Genomic DNA, 16923 nt, shown 5'->3' with positions numbered 1-16923 from the left:
GAACAAAACTCCAGCCATTCCCCGTAAACTCCTTATGAATTTCCAGCGTCTCTCTGGACATGGAAACCCGTTTTCGCTGTCCATGCTGCGGCTACCGGACCCTGAGCACACCGGAATCAATGGAGTTATGCCCAGTTTGCTGGTGGGAAGACGACGGCCAGGAAGACGAAGACGCCGGCGAAATTCGCCTCACGGTAAACGGCGCGCTGAGCCTGAATGAGGCCCGCATGCACTTCGCCGAGTGTGGCGCAGCGCATCCTCGTTTCCTTCCCTATGTCCGCAAGCCGGAAGCCACCGAAGTGGCCGCGGACTGATTAAACTCTCAGCATGGTATTTACCAAACGCCTTCGGGAAGGTGTCCGCCGCGGCGAAATCACATGCAGCGTCCGCATCTGGATGCGTCCACACGTGAAGGTCGGCCATCGCTACAAGATGGACGAAGGCGAGATAGAAATCGACTCGATTGAACCCATCGGCTTTCCGGACATCACTCCGGAACTGGCGCGAACCTCAGGTTTTCTGGGCGTCATCGACCTTCTCAAGGTCGCCAAACACGGCCCCGGAGAAAACGTCTATTTAGTCCGTTTCCATTACCTGCCGCCCGCCAAAACTCAGCGAGCGGTGCGCAAGAAAAAACAGTAAATCAGTCGACACAGCTACTGCGCAATGTTTGTCAGATGAATCGTCTTACCCGTGCGAACGGACTCACGCGCCGCATCCAGTATCTGCATGACAACCATGTTGGTATCCAGGCTGCTCAAGTCGCCGCGTGGAGTAATCTTTCCGTTCAGAACGGCCCTGAGATAGCTGATGGAGTCCTTCTCTGCATCCGGCAGGGAAGACACACTCTGAGTCTGCTCTTGAGACTCGTGCTCATGCCGCGTGCGCAGATGGTCGCTCGCAACGGTAATCGCGTATCCCGTCGCCCCATAGACCTCCATGTCCTTGCGGCCAAAAGGCCAGTTCCATGAGGCCTGGATGACAGCCTGCGCCTGAGGGTATTGCAAAACAATGGTGGCGTCGTCATCCACACGGGGATATTTGTCAGGCTTATCGTGGTTGGCAACCGCGGTCACGGTAAGCGGAGCCTCTCCATGCATCAGCCATGTAACAAGGTCGGCTCCGTAGCAGCCGAAATCATACATCGCCCCCGCGCCATTCTGCGCCGGATCGGTTAGCCACTTCAGAAACTCCGGCTGCACACCGATCTCCGCAGGCCCCTGGTGACCGTCATGCACCACGATGCGACGGAGAGGCCCCAGGCTTCCGCGTTGCGCCTCGTCATACGCAGCGCGATTGCTTGGGTACCACGTAGTCTCGTAGTTCACCAGAACCTGGATGTGGTGCGCCTCAGCAGTGGCGCGAATAGCGCGGGCGTCGTCCATCGAAATCGTTAGAGGCTTTTCCACCATCACGGAAACGCCACGCTCGGCTGCAATTTCAATGGCAGCCCGGTGACCGCCCACTGGGGTATACACCAGAATGGCCTGAGGCTTGATCTTGTCGATCATCTCCGCCTCGGAATGGAAGATCAGGTAATCCGGCCAGCCAAATTTCTTTTGATACTTGGCCAAAAGCGCCGAATCGGGGTCAGAGACGGCAACCAGTTGAACCTCGTTGAAATAGTTCTGCTTCAGGGCTTCAAGAAAGCCGTCCACATGGCCATGCTCCAGTCCGACGACAGCTACCCGGACAGGTCCGGGAACTACAGCCAATTGTGCGGATAGCGAGCCAGCAGTAAAAAGCGCAAGAAGAAAAACGCGAAACAAAACTCGGAACGGCATGGGCAGTCTCCAGCAAAAAACGATCGCGAAACGATTGTAAAGGGGCTGGCGCCCAACAGATAGTAACGTCCCGCGAAGGGTACGTTTGAACCAGGCCTTCCGCCCGTCAGTTTGACCCTTCGGTTGCTTCCCTCTTACCATGAATAGAGCACCTCCCCCGAGTTGGCGGCCTTTGTAGCACCCGCCCCATTTCCGGGGAGTTTTCACGCGGCGCCACGCGCGCCTGGAAGGCAACAAAGTTGAGTTCTGTTGACACCCTCGAAAACACACCGGAGCAGGAAGTTACTGGCCATGAAGGCCACGCGCACGATCACGAGCATCACGACCACGATCATGATCACGCCCACAACCCCGCTCCCGTCCTGAATCCTGACTGCACCCGCGACGTGGAGCTGGAAATCCCCGCCGAAGATGTGACCAAGGCCTTCCGCGGCGTCACGCGGAATTATCAGAAGTATGCCCGTATCCCCGGCTTCCGCCCCGGTAAAGCCCCGGAGAGCGTCATCAAGCGCAAATACGCGAATGAGATTCGCAAGGATGTGCTCGATCAACTTCTGCCTGAAAAGTTCAACAAAGCCGTAGCTGATCTGGGCGTTGCGCCCGTGGGCCAACCGCAGGTAACCGAGCTCAAGATCGAAGACGGCGAGCCGCTGCATGTCAAGGCCGTATTTGAGTATCTGCCCGAGTTTTCAATCGAGGGCTACCAAAATGTGACCGTGCCCAAGCCCTCCGTTGAAGCGACAGACGATGAGTTTAACGCCGAGATCGAGCAGCTCCGGGACTCACGCTCCACCGTTGAGCCGGTTGAAGAAGAACGCCCGCTCGTCGATGGTGACTGGGCCCTGATCTCCTACGCGGGCAAGATCGAAGGCTCCGAAGACACCGCGCCCATCAAGGGCGAGGAAGCACTCGTCGAAATTGGCGGCAAAGACACCGTAGAGGCCTTCACAAGCGCATTGCGCGGCGCAACGGTGGGCCAGACCCTGGATGTTTCCGCAAGCTATCCGGCAGAGTACCCGCAGGCCACGCTGGCAGGAAAGACTGTGGACTACACGATTGACGTGAAGGGCATCCGTAAGCGCATCGTGCCTGAGCTGAACGACGAGTTCGCAAAGGAACTGGGCAATTACGAGAACCTGGCGGATCTGGAAACCAAGGTGCGCGAGCACGTAGCCAGTCGCAAGCGGCGCAGCGTGGAAGGCGAAACGAAGGATCAGCTCTTCCATGCGTTAGTCGATCGTTTCCCGTTCCCCGTTCCCGAGACGCTGGTGCAGGAGCAGATTGACGCCCGCCTGGAACGTGGATTGCGCGCCCTTGCCCAGCAGGGCATGAATGCAGAGCAGATGCGGAAGCTGGACTTTGCCCGTCTGCGCGCTGCCCAGCGTGATTCCGCGGCCGCGGAAGTGAAGAGTGGCATTCTTCTGGCCAAGATTTCACAGGCTGAGAACGTGCAGGTAACGGACGAGGAAGTCAACCACGAGGTGCAGATTGGCGCCATGCAAACCGGTGAATCAGCCGATGCCCTGCTTGCGCGATTGACGCAGGACGGCGGTCTGGCTAGAATCCGGGAACAACTGAAACGCGAAAAAACCGCTCAACTTTTGTACGATCGGCTGCCTGCCTAGCGTGGGGCAACGTCGCGCTCATAAACGGGCGGCGAAGACAAGCGTAACTGAACTGGAGAGCGAAAAGGGCACACATGGCATTAGTTCCCATGGTTGTTGAGCAGACGAGCCGGGGCGAGCGCGCCTACGACATTTATTCGCGTCTGCTGCGCGATAACATCATTTTTCTTGGTACGCCGATTGATGATCAGATAGCCAATCTGGTGGTCGCACAGCTGCTGTTCCTTTCCGGCGAAGACCCGGACAAGGACATTCAGCTCTACATCAATTCACCGGGCGGTTCCATCACGGCCGGCCTCGCCATCTACGACACCATGCAGTACATCAAGAATTCGGTGACAACCTTCTGCATCGGTCAGGCAGCCAGCATGGGCGCGTTTCTGTTGCTCGCAGGAACAAAGGGTAAGCGGTTCGCGCTGCCCAACTCGCGCATTCTGATCCACCAGCCTTCCATGGGCGGACTCAGCGGTCAGGCCACGGACATCGACATTCACGCGCGAGAGATTCTTCGCATCCGCGAAATCACCAATACTCTAATGGCCAAGCACACAGGCCAGCCCCTCGATCGCATCGAACGCGACGTAGAGCGCGACTTCATCATGAATGCCGAGCAGTCCAAGGAATACGGCATCATCGACGAGATTATCGACCGGCCGCGCGGAAGCTAGCGCGGCTTTAACTTTTTCCGCTCACGCGGATGCAGAAACCGAATGCAAGTCCGGAAAGTCCGGGAGGAGTCGTATAACCATGAAAACGCGCACGGGACCTGAAGAAGCATTGCGCTGCTCGTTCTGCCACAAATCACAGGACGCAGTTGCAAAATTGATCTCTTCGCCCAGCGACTATCCCCGGGCCTACATCTGCGATGAATGCGTGGGTGTCTGCAACTCGATTCTCGAAGACGACCGCGGCGAAGCGCATCCCTCCACCACAGCCGGTCACCTGCCCAAGCCGCATGAAGTCAAAAGCTTTCTCGATGACTACGTGATCGGACAGGACCAGACCAAGAAGAAGCTCGCCGTGGCGGTTTACAACCATTACAAGCGCATCCAGATGAACCGCGCGCGGAACAATGATGTCGAACTGGCGAAGTCCAACATCCTGCTGGTCGGTCCCACCGGCTCCGGCAAAACGCTTCTGGCGCATACCCTGGCCAAGATGCTCGATGTGCCCTTTGCCATTGTGGACGCCACAACGCTGACCGAGGCCGGCTATGTCGGCGAGGATGTGGAGAACATCATCCTCAAGCTCCTGCAGGCCGCCGACGGCGACGTGACCAAGGCGCAGCAGGGCATCATTTACATCGACGAGATCGACAAGATCGGTCGCAAGGATGAGAATCCCTCCATCACACGCGACGTGAGCGGTGAGGGCGTACAGCAGGCGCTGCTCAAGATCCTTGAAGGCACGGTGGCAAACGTTCCTCCGCAGGGCGGGCGCAAGCATCCACATCAGGAGTTCACCGCGGTCGATACCACAAATATCCTCTTCATCTGCGGCGGAGCCTTTGTGGGCCTCGAGCGCGTAGTAGGCCGGCGCATTGGCAAGAAGGCGCTTGGCTTCAAGACCATTGACGCCGAAGCCGATGCCGCAACCACTCGTACCCACCGCGACACGGAGCTGCTGCGCAAAACCGAGCCGCAGGACCTCATCAAGTACGGATTGATCCCCGAGTTTGTCGGACGCTTGCCTGTGATGGGCGTGCTCGATGAGCTGGATGAAGCCGCTCTGGTTGAGATCCTCACCAAGCCGCGCAACGCAATTCTCAAGCAGTACCAGCGCCTGCTCGAATTCGAAAACGTCCGCATCCATTTCTCGCAGGATGCCGTGGGAGCCATCGCCCGCGAAGCCCTCACCCGCAAAGTCGGCGCCCGTGGCCTCCGCATGATCCTCGAAGAGTTGATGCTGGACCTGATGTACAACCTGCCCAACAACAAGAAGGCGCGCGACCTCGAAATCACACGCGACATGGTAGAGCGCCGCGATCTCTCACTCTGCCTGTTGGAAAAGGCTGGATAAGCCAGATCTGTTATACCGAAAACCTCAAGGGGCTCTAATCGAGCCCCTTAACTTTTTATCCCCCCCATAGAATGAATTAACAACTCAAACCAAAGGGACTGCCCAATGAACAGAGATACTCTCAAACGCGTTATCAGTTTGGCTGTCTTCTGTCTCGGTATACTCGGCGGTTTGTATAGTTGCGTGCTATCGCTCGGAGGCATCTTCACGATTGGTGTCAATGATTGCTTTCAGGAAATCCTCGCAATATGCTTGGCATGTTATTCGCCGTTCTGGTCTTCAATTCTTGCTCTTTGGAATCGTGTAGTCGCCGGCTGCCTGCTTATTTTTGCAGGGTTATATCTTCCTTTCGGAATGCTTGCTCAACGCTCTTACATGATTCATGTAAGGGGTTTTCCCGATCAGCCTTCGGTTTGGACAACAATTCGTGGCGGATTATCCTTCTGGACTCTGCCTTTAGTCGCTTACGGCTCATTCTGGCTTGTGACAAGCCTGTTGAAATGGCCCAGGCTGATCGGAGGCACAAAAGCTGCAGAAGCTGAATAATTCCTGTTGCGGGTTCAATCCACAGTCTTGTCAACAGTACAATCCAATCAATGCTGAGAACCGCCCATGCGTTTTGGCATTGCGGCAGAGCGGAGTTAAACTTGAGTATGACCACTCCCCGCGACAAATCCGAGCCGCGCAAACTGCCCATGATGCCCATTCGGGACATGGTGATCTTCCCCTATATGATGACGCCCTTCGTGGTGGGGCGCGAGTCGAGCGTGCGCGCGCTGGAAGAGGCGCTCACAGGCGACCGGCTCATCTTTCTGGCCACGCAGCATGACGCCACGATGGACGAGCCCAAGGCAAAGGAAATCTATCAGGTCGGCTGCATCTGCCGCATTGTGCAGAACGTCAAGATGCCTGACGGCAACATCAAGGTCCTTGTTGAGGGCGTAGAGCGCGCCAAGTCCGTCGAAGTAAACGACCGTGACGGCTTCTTCGTCGCCACTATTCGCACCGGTAAATCAAACTTTGAGTTGACCCCGCCTGTCGAGCAGCTCATGCAGCGCGTCACCACCCTCTTTGAGCAGTACGTCAAGCTCCAGCAGTCGCTCAACTACGAAACCATCATCGCTACCGTTCGCATGGACGAGGCTTCGAAACTCTCGGATGTCATTGCAACGAACCTGCAGATCGGCGTAGAGGAAAAGCAGGAACTGCTCAGCATCTTCGATCCCGCCGCCCGCCTCGCGCGTATCGCTGACGTGCTCGACGTCGAAATCGAAAAGCTGGACCTCGACCGCAACATCCAGTCGCGCGTAAAGCGGCAGATGGAGCGTGCGCAGAAAGAGTACTACCTCAACGAGAAAATCAAAGCCATCCAGAAAGAGCTTGGACGCGGCGAAAAAAGCGAGTTCGACGAACTCCGCAAGAAGATTGAAGCCGCAGGAATGCCGAAGGATGTGCTTGAGAAAGCCATCGCTGAGCTTAAAAAGCTCGAAGCCATGCCGCCCATGTCCGCCGAGTCCACAGTCAGCCGCAACTACGTCGACTGGCTGTTAGCCGTGCCGTGGAAGAAGCGCTCCAAGGAAACGCGCTCCATCGATTTCGCCGAGAAGGTTCTCAACGAAGACCACTACGGCCTCGAAAAGATCAAAGAACGCATCCTCGAATTTCTCGCCGTGCGTCAGCTCGTCAAGAACCCCAAAGGTTCCATCCTCTGCTTCGTCGGACCTCCGGGAGTAGGCAAAACTTCACTCGGCATGTCCATCGCCAAGGCAACGGGCCGCAAGTTCGTCCGCCTCGCTCTCGGCGGCGTGCGCGACGAGGCCGAGATCCGTGGCCACCGGCGTACCTACATTGGCGCGCTTCCGGGGCAGATTATCCAGCACATGAAGAGGGCCGGCACCAAGAACCCCGTCTTCCTGCTCGATGAAGTGGACAAGATAGCCTCGGATTTCCGTGGCGACCCGGCATCGGCGCTGCTCGAGGTACTCGACCCCGAGCAGAACTCCACCTTCCAGGATCACTATCTCGACGTCGACTACGACCTCTCGCAGGTTCTCTTCGTAGCCACTGCGAACGTGCTGCACACCATTCCAGCGCCTCTGCAGGACCGCATGGAGACCCTCCGCCTGCAGGGCTACACGGAACAGGAAAAGCTCGAGATCGCGCGGCAATATCTCGTCAAAAAACAGCGCGAGCAGACCGGTCTGAACGAAAAACAGATCACCATCCACGACGACGCGATCGTTGAGCTCATTCGCAGCTACACGCGTGAAGCCGGCGTCCGCAATCTCGAACGTGAGTTGGGCAACCTCTGCCGCAAAGTGGCGCGCCGCGTAGTGAAGAATGGCGCAAAGCACAAAGAGGAAATCACCGCGGCCAATATTGCCGAATTCCTCGGCGTGCCGCGCTTCCGCGACTCCGAAATGCAGGAGAAGAACGAGATCGGCGTCGTCACCGGTCTCGCCTGGACGGAGGTCGGTGGCAGCATTCTGTACACCGAAGTTCAGGTACTCGACGGCAAGGGCAAGCTCACCATCACAGGCCAGCTTGGCGATGTCATGCAGGAATCAGCGCAGGCTGCTCTCAGCTATATTCGCGGGCGCGCGCAGGCCCTCGGTCTCACGCGCGAGTTCTACCGCAACGTAGACCTGCACCTGCACGTCCCGGAAGGCGCAATTCCCAAGGACGGCCCCTCCGCAGGCATCACCATGGCCACAGCACTGGCTAGCGCGCTTTCCAAAATTCCCGTCCGCCGCGACATCGCGATGACGGGCGAAATCACGCTGCGCGGCAAGGTGCTGCCCATCGGCGGCCTCAAGGAAAAACTCCTCGCGGCACTGCGGGCAGGCATCTTTGAAGCCATTCTGCCTCGTGGCAACGAAAAGGATTTGTCCGAGCTGCCGGATAAAATCAAGAACTCCATGAAGCTGCACTTCGTGGATTCAATGGATGAGGTGTTGGCATTGTCTCTCACCGAACCGCTGCCCACTCCAGTTCCACCGGAGGCCGAAGTACTGGCCGCTGTTCCGGTCCCGACAGATATCGCAGGCGGACAAGCAGCACGACAGTAGAATCAACAAATCTTCTGTAGAAATGGGCCTCTCGCATGAGAGGCCCATTTCTTTTACAGATTTGCTTACTGTACAGCCGGAAGCTGGCCAGCGATTGTTGTGGAAGCACTGCTGCACGTTGGATGTCCCCATCCATTCCCGCTCTTGCCGATCATCAGATCGGGAGCATTCACGATATCGTAGACAATATTGTCTGGACGAGTAGCATCGCCGCTCACGCCGGACGGTACAAAGTCCAGGTTGAGCGTGTGACGTGTGCGCCATGCGATGTTGTGGTCAGCACAGGAAGAATCTCCGCTGACGCCAATGCCGCCGATCAACTGGTGTTGCGAGTTGTAAATTCCAAGACCGCCGCCAAAGACATTGACGCCGCCAATCTTGCCGCCAACCATCGGATCGTTACGCTGACCGTAGTCCGCCGAATCGCCGCGATAAGCAACTTCCGTGTTGACTGGATTGCTGGCCTGCAGGCCGAAGAGACTGCCGCCGGGCTGCACTGCCGTGTAGAGGTTGGCAGTGGAAAGCGCGAGCTGCGGCAGGCTGAAGGCATTGGCCGTGTTGGCCTTTTGCGCGGAGATTGCACGGCTGCCCGGCCACTGCGATCCGCGGTCCGATCCGGTAAAGGCAACCGCGCACACGATACCGTCGCGGTTCACAACTGTGCCCCACATATCGAGATTGAAGCCGCCGTTTTGCATGTTGCGGGCAGCGGTGAGTGCCGCCTTCAATTGAGACTGCGTTGGAAGGCCCTTGCAGGCCGCTCCGGAGTCGTAGTTGTTTTGAGAGAGCTGAGCAAACGCTGACGAAGAAATGCAGACCGCCAGCACAGGGAGTGCGAAACGATGAATTCTCATGGAAATCTTCCTCCTCGGCAAACAGAGGAATACGCACAAGTTTTTCGGAGAGGAGACCGCGTCGTAGCACTCTGGAGGCCACAGCGACGCTATCACGGCCTGATTTCGTCTGGCAATCGGAAATTGTGTTGAATTCAACACACGTCAAACTGGTAATGCATGAAGATAGAATCAATGCAATGACACACTGGTATCGGCGCGTCCTTCTGCTGGCGGTTCCGCTGATTCTGTCTAATCTCACGCAGCCGCTGCTGGCAACGGTAGACACCGCATTAAGCGGGCACCTTCCAGGCGCGGCGGCGCTAGGCGGAGTTGCGCTGGGCGGCGTTTTCTTCGACACCATCTACTGGAGCTTCGGCTTCCTTCGGATGAGCACCACTGGGCTTGTAGCGCAGGCACAGGGAGCGGGTCAGGACGAAGAGCTGCGGCTGCATTTTCTGCGCTCCCTGCTTCTGGCGTTGCTGATCGGAGCAATGGTCCTGGCACTGCAGGGTCCGCTCATCGCGCTCACCATACAGTTGCTGGGCGCAAGCCCGGAGGCTGCGGCAAACGCAAGCCTCTACTGCCATGTGCGTATCTGGTCGGCTCCGGCAGCGCTGGCCAACTTCGCCATCCTCGGTTATCTTCTGGGCCGCCAGCGCGCAAAGCTTGCGCTGCTGCTGCAGGCGGCCATCAACGTGGTGAACGTATGCGTGGCGCTGTTCCTGGTACTGCGCATGCACTGGGGCGTTGCTGGCATCGCCACAGGAACAGCCATAGCGGAATGGATCGGATGCCTTCTTGGCTTGGCGCTTGTGGAACGGCGCATGTGGGCGCCAATCCCATGGCACAGTCTCCTCGACCGTCCAAAGGTAAGAAAACTATTCGCGCTGAACCGCGATATTCTATTGCGAACAGTGAGCCTGGCCGCGGCATACCTATGGTTTGCGCGCACAGGAGCACACGAGGGCGATGCCATCCTGGCCGCAAACGCCGTGCTGATGAACCTGCACTACATTGCCGCGTACGGGCTCGACGGCTTTGCCAATGCCACGGAAACCCTTGTCGGCGAATCTATTGGAGCGCAAAGAATCGAAGATTATCGTGCCGTGCTGCGGGCTTCGTGGACATGGGCCGTGGCAGTCGCAGCTCTCGCCTCGCTCACCTACCTCATCGCCGGCCCATGGTTGGTGCCGCTCTTTACAAACGTGCAAGCCGTGCAAACACTAGCTCTGCGTTTTTTGCCCTGGGCCGTCGCGCTCCCGATTATTTCGGTGGCCAGCTTTCAACTGGATGGCATCTTCATCGGCGCAACACGAGGCCGCGAGTTGCGCAACGCCATGATCATCTCGTTCCTTTTCTATCTCGCCGCGGCAATCGCCCTCCAGCATTGGTTCGGCAATAACGGATTGTGGTGCGCCTTCTGCGGGTTCATGGCGGCGCGCGCAATCACACTCGCGGTTCGGCTCAAACGCATTGAAGTGCTGTTTCCCGTAACCGCGCGCTTTGCAAGAGTGGATGGTTGGACATAAATATGAAATACACCACGCAATTCCTGCTTTCGGCCATGGCCGCCGAACAGTTCCCCGCTCCGGATTCAGTGCGAAACGCTCCGGAGATCGCCTTCCTTGGCCGTTCAAATGTGGGCAAGTCGAGCCTGCTCAACGCACTCGCCGGCGAGAAAGCGGCAAAGGTCTCTTCCACGCCCGGTCGCACGCGCGCGATTAACTTCTTCGCGCTTCTCGACGAGCGCCAACGGGCCAAGCTCGTCTTCGCGGACCTGCCCGGCTATGGCTATGCCAAGATCTCGAAGTCGATCTCCGCAGAGTGGCCAAAGTTTATCGAGCCGTATCTCGCCGACCGCGAAACGCTCGGCCTCTGCGTCTGCCTCGTCGATTCCAATGTTCCTCCGCAGGATCGCGACCGGCAGCTCATCGACTGGATGCGGCACATGGGGCGCGCCTTCGTAGTCGTCGCAACGAAAGTCGATCGGCTCAGCGGTAATGAGCGCACGCGCAATCTCGCCGCGCTTAAAAAGGGTCTGGGAACCGACGACATTCTACCCATCTCCGCGAAGACGGGCACAGGAATCGGCGCGCTGTGGGCCAGAATTGAAGCCTTAAACAGCGCTCAGTAATCCGTCGTCAGGATTGCCGCAATCTCCTTCGTACAGGCCAGCGACCGCACTCCACGCGCCTTTGGCCCCAGATACCGCGAAGAAAGCCGCAACCAGCGTCGCACAGCCCGCTCACTCTCAGGTATCAGCGCAAGTACGCGAGCCTCAAAGTCTGCGGGCGCATCAGCAACAGCAAGAAAAATCTGATCCAGCCGCAGAGGCTGTGCAGCAATCGGCGCCCGCAAATCAGGCAGCACACCTCGTTCCTGCATCTCCGCTTCAATCGCATCCGGCGCAGCAGCCACACACACGGCAACAGTCTGCCGCTTGCGAATCTCGTTCTTCAGAATCCGCAGCGCCTCATCCAGTGAAGTCACAAGAAAATCAGCCACACCCTCACGAATCGCCATGCGTTGCATCGCCGCATCCGCCGTCGCACCCAATGACGCTGCACCGGCTATATTCGCAGCCCGCATCAGCCTGCCTCCCAGCGGATTCAGTTCGCCCGTATAGAGCAGCTTGCCGCCAAGGCCCGCTTCCGAATCGAGATCGCGCGCAAGCGCTGCGTAGAGCTCATACGTTGCAGCCAGCTCCGCAAAGAGAACAGGATCAGTTGTCGCTAAATCGCGCATGAATGAAGTTCATGCTACAGGAGCTACCTGCATGAGCTACCAGGTCGAGTAAGGCTGCCCGTCGGTGCCCGTATCCTGCGAGCCCGAGTGCACGTCGTCGACACCCGGATCGGTCTGATCAAGCGAGTGCAGCGTATCTCCCGTATCAGTAGTCCAGGTCTCCTTGCTCTGCGTCATCGGATCCACGGGAACCTCGCGCAGATAACCGTCCTGCACCAGATCGTCCAATGACTGCGGAGCCTTCTGTTTGTCCGCGGTATAGGAGTCGATCGCGGAGCGCATGGTGTGCAGGTCTTCCTTGAGTACAGCTTCGCGCGCATTGCGCACCGTTGCTTTATATGCAGGAATGGCGACGGCTACCAGGACGAGCATGATGGTCATGACAATCATCATCTCCAGCAGCGTAAAGCCGGCTTCGTGTTTTGGTTTACCAGTCCGCATATTTCGTGCCGTCCAGGCCTGTTCCCTGCGATTTTGTGTACACGTCAAAGACGCTTTGCCCGCCAAAGGAATCGGACTTCGGATCGTCCTGCATCGACCGCAGACCCCACTCGGTGCTGCCGGTCATGGGGTCAATCGGGATGCGGCGCAGAAACTTCATCTTGACCCCCTTCATGTCCACGCCTTTCACCAGCGTGTCCAGATCGGGCGGATAATTGTTGCTGTCCACCTTCACCATGATGCCGCCCTTGTCCGCTGCGTCTTTGTACCTGTCAATCCCCTCGCGGATCATCCACAGGTCCGCGCGCAACTCGCGTTCCTTTTGCCGCTTGATCTCGAAGCGCGCCACAGGCAACGCCGCGGCAGCCAGAATGCCGAGAATCCCCACGGTCACAATCAGTTCAAGAAGGGTAAGGCCGCGCTCGCCCCGCTTCCGTATTGGACTGCTGCGTCTCATCTCACTTCACGGTAATGTTCACGCCGCCGCCCGTAGCCGGTACGGACTGCTGGCTCTTGTTCATTGCAACAGGTTGTGTGATTGCAATGGTGCTGTCTCCCGGCGCCTTTGCCTGGAAGTTGAGCACATACACCACCCCCGCTCCGCTTACGCCTGGCGCGCTGCTGGAACGGGAAGCATTGATGGTAATGTCGCCAGGTGGATCTTCCCGGAAGGTGGGGCTCACAGTCTGGTTATCGCGGTTCAGGAAGTCCCCGGGCGCAACTCCCACCAGTGAAAGCTTCGTTGCATCGTAATGCAACTTAATCGGAACGGCGGCAATATCCGTTGCTCCGCTGATCACGATAGGAATCTGAAAGGTAGCTCCATTTGCGACCGGACCGGGACTGCTGAGAATAAAGCGAACCAACGATCCCGGAACCGGATTACTAGGGGGCTGAGCAGCCGCCGGCGGAGTCATCGGCACCGTCGGCGGAACCATAGGAGGCGGTGAAACCGGTGACGTGGGGCCTTGAGTCTGAACTGCGTTCATCGCGCCCTCAGCCGACTTTCGCAGCTCCGCAATGGCCATAGGCGCGGCAGCGGCGGCGCTCGGAGCCTTGAATGAGCTCACAATGGTAGTGGCAACACCTGCCTGTGCCACTGGCGTGGCATTGGCCGCGGCTCCGTCCACGGGTAGGTGGCGAAGTTGGATACTCTGCCCCGTGCCCGTATCCACCGGGCGCAGATTGGAAGCTGATGTCTCCGCCCTGCGCACGATATGCGGCACGAGCATGAAAACCAGCTCATCGTTCATGATGGTGTGGTCCTTGGAACCAAAGAGGTAGCGCAGAAACGGAATCGAGCTAAGGCCTGGAATGCCGCTCCAGCTTGTCGAATCGGTATTTTCCAGAATCCCGCCAAGGATGCTGACCTCGCCCTCGCGCAGGCGGATCGTCTGCTCGCTGTTCTTCTGGATAATGATCGGCTCGGTAACGCCGCTGATCGTCACGTTGCTGCCCTCGGACTGATCTTCAATCTTCAGCTTCAAGGTAACGTCGCCGTCCGCGTGGATGGTGGGTGTCATTTCCACGTTGACGCCGATATCGATATATGTGAATTGCGTCTGGGCCACGCCGGCAAGCACGCTGGAACTGACGCCGGTATTAAATGTGCCCGTGGCGATCGGGATGCGCGAGCCGATCTTCATCGTTGCTTTCTGCATATTGGTAGCGCGCAGACGCGGGCTTTGCAGAACCTTGGTGTTCGCGTCGGAAAGCAGCAGATTGGCCGTCGCCGCGCCCATCGTAATGGCAAAGTCATTCGAATTCAGATTGGCCAGGTTATAAAGCGTCAGGTTGCTGGTGCTGGTTGTGGTGCTGGTGCCGGTGCCGCTGCTGCTCGAAGTGCAATTGCTGCTCGTGCTGCTGGTAGTGCAGGGCGACTGCAGCTGCACGCCCACGCTGCCGGGCCACTGTATGCCCAGGGTGCGTTCCCAGTTCTTGCTCACTTCCATAATGGCAATATCGACCACCACCTCTGGCATGGCCTTGTCGATGTCGCTGATGATCTTCGCTGCAAGAAGCAGCTGGTCCGGCGTGCCCTTTACGATGATGGCGTTCTGACTATTGACGGGATACGCTTTGACATCCGTTCCCAGCACATTGCGAACCGTCTGCAAAGTGTCATTCAAATCGTTCTGCTGGACGGCATTGGTCAGATAAAAGGTTTGGACAGCGAACTCATCGAGATCGCGCCGCCGGGCGGGGGTATTCTCCGCAACAAAAATGGTATTCGAGGTAACCGGGCGCCAGAAGGTGTTCGATTGAATGCCTACAATGCGCAGCGCATCGAGATAAGAAACGTTGGTGAGATCCACCGTGATCCGCTTGGAGGTGTAAGCCTGATCGAAAAGCACGTTGACGCCGGCTGCGCGGCCAATGGCCTGATAGATATTCTTCGTATCCTCCGCCGCCCGCATCGTGAACGGCTCGGTGGACATGGGTTTAAGCTCAATCGGGCCGCCAAGCGAGTCAAAGGCTGCCTGTCTGGCCACTTCGGCTGGCGGAACAGGAGGCGCTTGTACTGCAGCATGCTTCTGGCGCTCACGCAGCGCCTCAATCTCTTGCGTGGCGGCCTCGTTGCTCGGATCAATATCCAGCGCGCGCAGCAGCTCTACCATCGCGGCCTGGTCTTCCCCGGATTTTTCCAGCTGCCGGCCCCTGGTCAGGTGGATCGCGGAGGCAGCGCCCCGCACGCGATACATCGCGGTGCGATAGCGAAGGTCTTTGGGATTCTTGGCGTATGCCTGCTGGTAGGCCTCGAAGGCCGCATCCCACTTCTCGCTGTTCTCGGCAGCCTGGCCCTGTTTATAAAGCTTGCCGGCAGACTGGGCATGGAGCGATGCGCCCGCGGCCAGCGTCAAGGCGAAAACGAGTAGAAAGGTAGCCCTCAAAGGGGAGAACAGCAACTTACGATTCATCAAGCTCCCTTTTCGGACGCCTTTTTGTCGATACATCCTTACTCTCAAGCGATGCCTCATTTTAGCAAAGACCATGTGCCGGACGCCCTTGCGCGCACTCAGCGGAAACTATGCAGATGCTAGGATATAGCTTTAAGGAACCCGTACGATGGCGCGCCAGACCAGTCATGTAATCGTCCAGCCCGACACCCCCAGCCAGAAGAAGGTTGCGCGTCCGCGCGACCCCGTGGCGTCCGGCGAGCGCGATGCGGCTCATAACCGCGCAGCCAGCCATAACTACTTTCTTCTTGAGCGGTTTGAGGCGGGCGTGGCCCTTCGCGGAACCGAAGTCAAGTCGATCCGCGAGGGCAAAGCCAATCTCAAGGACGCCTACGGTCTGATCAAAGACGACGAGGCGTTTCTGCTCAACCTGCATATTGGGCCTTATTCGCATGGGAATATCTCCAACCACGACGAAACCCGCACGCGCAAACTGCTTCTGCACAGGGAAGAGGTTCGTAAGCTACACTCCAAGACGCAGATCAAAGGACATACGCTCATCCCCACGCGGCTTTATTTTAAGCACGGGCGAATCAAGTGCGAGTTAGCAGTGGCCAAGGGTAAACAGGACTGGGACAAGCGCGAGACCGAAAAGCGCCGCGAAGCCGACCGCGAAGCCCGCTCCGCCATCAATGACAGCAAGCGCCGCAATCAGCGATAGACCCCGGCAATGCTGCTCAGCGGATAGTTTCGATCTCGATACCGAGGGAGAGACTCTGCCAGGCTTTGTCGGCGGTGCAGGCCGTCGCATTGCGCTCCATAGCAAGGGCCAGGCACGCGCGATCGCCCAGAGATAAGCCGTAAGGACGCGTGATCGAGATCAACTCCGCAGCGATTCTTGCCTGCTCACTGGTGAAAGGCCATATATCACATCGAAGAGCGGTCAGACGTTGCCATGCTGTCGCAGGCGGCTCGCCGAGATGAATGAGACGGGTATGAACTTCGGATGCATTCACCGCGCTTAATATCGCTTTGTCCAGATGAGGCACCACACGCTGTCCGCCGGGTTCGCCCAGTAGCAGTGCCAATACAGCTGAAGAGTCCAGCACAACGCTATCAGGCAATCTTATCCTCGATCAGTTTCCGAACTGTTGCGGCATCGCGCTCAAACGCTTCTTCCTCGCGCCGAGTTTCCGCCCGTCGTTCCGCGATCAGTTCATCTGAAGCAAGAACGCCCGGCTTTCTGAGATGAGCTAATTCCCTTTGAATCCTTGCAACACGAGTAGGATAAGACTCAATCTTCAAAACCCCATCCTCAACATCCATAAGAACTGTGTCTCCGGGATTAACCCCGAGCAATTCGCGCATCGAAGCGGGAATCACAATCCTTCCATTAGAACTGATGCGAGTTTTTGAGCGAGTTGCCAGATCCGACATAATTGACACCCCTTTTCATTTTGACACCAATGGATAGTTATGACAATCCAGGTCTCCAGTGCATGGATTCC

18 protein-coding genes are annotated in these 16923 nt (G+C 57.7%); 10 read left to right on the top strand and 8 right to left on the bottom strand.

What is annotated here, in order from left to right; all coding sequences use genetic code 11:
• Positions 1-59 precede the first annotated feature (59 nt).
• On the top strand, positions 60-314 hold the full coding sequence (locus VO84_RS16795; protein ID WP_082662105.1) for a CPCC family cysteine-rich protein: 255 nt from the start codon (positions 60-62) through the stop codon (positions 312-314).
• Between the two features lie 13 nt (positions 315-327).
• The gene (locus tag VO84_RS16790) at positions 328-642 is read left to right on the top strand and encodes an ASCH domain-containing protein (protein WP_058188907.1); all 315 of its coding nucleotides are present in this window, start codon (positions 328-330) and stop codon (positions 640-642) included.
• Between the two features lie 14 nt (positions 643-656).
• Here the strand turns inward: VO84_RS16790 and VO84_RS16785 are convergent, their stop codons facing one another.
• Positions 657-1784, bottom strand: a complete 1128-nt coding sequence (locus VO84_RS16785; protein WP_058188906.1) for a Gfo/Idh/MocA family protein — start codon at positions 1782-1784, stop codon at positions 657-659.
• A gap of 239 nt (positions 1785-2023) precedes the next feature.
• On the opposite strand from VO84_RS16785, the gene tig reads away from it, so the two are divergent.
• The 5 genes from tig (at position 2024) to lon (ending at position 8496) form a co-directional block, all read left to right on the top strand.
• Positions 2024-3409, top strand: a complete 1386-nt coding sequence (gene tig / locus VO84_RS16780) for a trigger factor (RefSeq protein ID WP_058188905.1) — start codon at positions 2024-2026, stop codon at positions 3407-3409.
• Between the two features lie 74 nt (positions 3410-3483).
• Positions 3484-4077 (top strand): ATP-dependent Clp endopeptidase proteolytic subunit ClpP, encoded by a 594-nt coding sequence (clpP, locus tag VO84_RS16775; protein WP_058188904.1) that lies wholly within the window; start codon positions 3484-3486, stop codon positions 4075-4077.
• Positions 4078-4156: 79 nt separating this feature from the next.
• Complete coding sequence (gene clpX / locus VO84_RS16770) at positions 4157-5428, top strand: ATP-dependent Clp protease ATP-binding subunit ClpX (RefSeq protein ID WP_058188903.1); 1272 nt, start codon at positions 4157-4159, stop codon at positions 5426-5428.
• A gap of 105 nt (positions 5429-5533) precedes the next feature.
• A complete protein-coding gene (locus VO84_RS22610; protein ID WP_157439963.1) occupies positions 5534-5974 on the top strand; it encodes a hypothetical protein in 441 nt (146 codons plus the stop codon).
• A 107-nt stretch (positions 5975-6081) separates the two neighbouring features.
• Positions 6082-8496 carry an endopeptidase La gene (gene lon, locus VO84_RS16765; RefSeq protein ID WP_058188902.1) on the top strand — a complete coding sequence of 805 codons (2415 nt, stop codon included), beginning with the start codon at positions 6082-6084 and terminating at the stop codon, positions 8494-8496.
• A gap of 65 nt (positions 8497-8561) precedes the next feature.
• Here lon and VO84_RS16760 read toward each other — a convergent pair whose 3' ends face one another.
• On the bottom strand, positions 8562-9350 hold the full coding sequence (locus tag VO84_RS16760; RefSeq protein ID WP_058188901.1) for a GlcG/HbpS family heme-binding protein: 789 nt from the start codon (positions 9348-9350) through the stop codon (positions 8562-8564).
• 179 nt (positions 9351-9529) lie between these two features.
• Between VO84_RS16760 and VO84_RS16755 the strand changes: the two genes are divergently transcribed.
• Together VO84_RS16755 and yihA are read left to right on the top strand one after the other, a co-directional pair.
• Positions 9530-10861, top strand: coding sequence for an MATE family efflux transporter (locus tag VO84_RS16755; protein ID WP_197414088.1), 1332 nt, complete (start codon positions 9530-9532; stop codon positions 10859-10861).
• A 2-nt stretch (positions 10862-10863) separates the two neighbouring features.
• Positions 10864-11466 (top strand): ribosome biogenesis GTP-binding protein YihA/YsxC, encoded by a 603-nt coding sequence (gene yihA / locus VO84_RS16750; protein WP_058188899.1) that lies wholly within the window; start codon positions 10864-10866, stop codon positions 11464-11466.
• Here the strand turns inward: yihA and VO84_RS16745 are convergent.
• Genes VO84_RS16745 through VO84_RS16730 form a run of 4 tightly spaced genes read right to left on the bottom strand, consistent with a single transcriptional unit; the run spans position 11460 to position 15436 of the window.
• Entirely contained in the window at positions 11460-12077 is a 618-nt protein-coding gene (locus tag VO84_RS16745) for a hypothetical protein (protein ID WP_058188898.1), read from the bottom strand. The two genes, yihA and VO84_RS16745, sit on opposite strands and share 7 nt — an antisense overlap.
• A gap of 36 nt (positions 12078-12113) precedes the next feature.
• Positions 12114-12518 (bottom strand): type II secretion system protein, encoded by a 405-nt coding sequence (locus VO84_RS16740; protein ID WP_058188897.1) that lies wholly within the window; start codon positions 12516-12518, stop codon positions 12114-12116.
• Positions 12505-12975 carry a type II secretion system protein gene (locus VO84_RS16735; protein ID WP_058188896.1) on the bottom strand — a complete coding sequence of 157 codons (471 nt, stop codon included), beginning with the start codon at positions 12973-12975 and terminating at the stop codon, positions 12505-12507. The genes VO84_RS16740 and VO84_RS16735 overlap by 14 nt, the downstream gene beginning before the upstream one ends.
• Before the next feature lies 1 nt (position 12976).
• Complete coding sequence (locus VO84_RS16730) at positions 12977-15436, bottom strand: cohesin domain-containing protein (protein WP_197414087.1); 2460 nt, start codon at positions 15434-15436, stop codon at positions 12977-12979.
• Positions 15437-15584: 148 nt separating this feature from the next.
• On the opposite strand from VO84_RS16730, the gene smpB reads away from it, so the two are divergent.
• Positions 15585-16136 carry an SsrA-binding protein SmpB gene (gene smpB, locus VO84_RS16725; RefSeq protein ID WP_058188894.1) on the top strand — a complete coding sequence of 184 codons (552 nt, stop codon included), beginning with the start codon at positions 15585-15587 and terminating at the stop codon, positions 16134-16136.
• A 16-nt stretch (positions 16137-16152) separates the two neighbouring features.
• Here smpB and VO84_RS16720 read toward each other — a convergent pair whose 3' ends face one another.
• Both VO84_RS16720 and VO84_RS16715 read right to left on the bottom strand, forming a co-directional pair.
• The gene (locus VO84_RS16720) at positions 16153-16539 is read right to left on the bottom strand and encodes a type II toxin-antitoxin system VapC family toxin (protein ID WP_058188893.1); all 387 of its coding nucleotides are present in this window, start codon (positions 16537-16539) and stop codon (positions 16153-16155) included.
• A complete protein-coding gene (locus VO84_RS16715; protein ID WP_058188892.1) occupies positions 16532-16852 on the bottom strand; it encodes an AbrB/MazE/SpoVT family DNA-binding domain-containing protein in 321 nt (106 codons plus the stop codon). Before VO84_RS16715 ends, VO84_RS16720 begins: the two co-directional genes overlap by 8 nt.
• Positions 16853-16923: the final 71 nt, after the last annotated feature.

The sequence above is a fragment of the Occallatibacter gabretensis genome (assembly GCF_001449115.1).
GTDB classification, from domain to species: Bacteria; Acidobacteriota; Terriglobia; order Terriglobales; family Acidobacteriaceae; genus Telmatobacter; species Telmatobacter gabretensis.
The sequence above is the reverse complement of the archived record's forward strand: the minus strand, read 5'-3'. Positions and strand labels throughout refer to the sequence as shown.